The organism is Rhodanobacter panaciterrae (genome assembly GCF_014651895.1).
Classification (GTDB): Bacteria; Pseudomonadota; Gammaproteobacteria; order Xanthomonadales; family Rhodanobacteraceae; genus Rhodanobacter; species Rhodanobacter panaciterrae.
In genome coordinates, this window is sequence record NZ_BMXT01000011.1 from 1 (window position 1) to 1,059 (window position 1,059).

Consider the following 1,059-nt stretch of genomic DNA (forward strand, 5'->3'; position numbering starts at 1 on the left):
CAGACCTTCGTCCATCGCGATCGGGTGGATCAGGCTCACCACCATCTTCACGTTGTCGCCCGGCATCACCATCTCCACGCCGTCCGGCAACTGGCAAGCGCCGGTCACGTCGGTCGTGCGGAAGTAGAACTGCGGACGGTAACCCTTGAAGAACGGCGTATGACGGCCACCCTCGTCCTTCGACAGCACATAGACTTCGGCTTCGAAGTCGGTGTGCGGGGTGATCGTGCCCGGCTTGGCCAGCACCTGGCCACGCTCCACGTCGTCACGCTTCAGACCGCGCAGCAGCAGACCGGCGTTGTCGCCTGCCTGACCCTGATCCAGCAGCTTGCGGAACATTTCCACGCCGGTGACCGTGGTCTTCTGCGTGTCGCGGATACCGACCACTTCGATTTCGTCGCCGACCTTGATGATGCCGCGCTCGATACGACCGGTCACCACGGTGCCGCGGCCCGAGATCGAGAACACGTCTTCCACCGGCATCAGGAACGGACGGTCGATGACGCGCGTCGGCTCCGGGATGTAGCTGTCCAGCGCGTCGACCAGCTTGATGATCGCCGGCACGCCGATTTCGCTCTGGTCGCCTTCCAGCGCCAGCTTGGCCGAACCGTGGATGATCGGGGTGTCGTCGCCCGGGAATTCGTACTTGGTCAGCAGCTCGCGCACTTCCATCTCGACCAGCTCGAGCAGCTCGGCGTCGTCCACCATGTCGGCCTTGTTCAGGAACACGACGATGTACGGCACGCCGACCTGACGGCTCAGCAGGATGTGTTCGCGGGTCTGCGGCATCGGGCCATCGGCAGCCGAGCACACCAGGATCGCGCCGTCCATCTGCGCTGCGCCCGTGATCATGTTCTTCACGTAGTCAGCATGGCCCGGGCAATCGACGTGCGCGTAATGACGCACCGGCGACTCGTATTCCACGTGGGCGGTCGAGATCGTGATGCCGCGCGCCTTCTCTTCCGGCGCCGCGTCGATCGAGCTGTAATCCTTGAACTCGCCACCGAAACGTTCCGCACCGACCTTCGTCAGCGCTGCCGTCAGCGTCGTCTTGCCGTG

General features: G+C 64.0%; 1 protein-coding gene. It reads right to left on the reverse strand.

What is annotated here, in order from left to right; all coding sequences use genetic code 11:
• Window positions 1-1,059, reverse strand: a 1,059-nt coding sequence (gene tuf, locus IE071_RS15775; protein WP_189442550.1) for an elongation factor Tu, incomplete at both ends; no start/stop codon positions are given.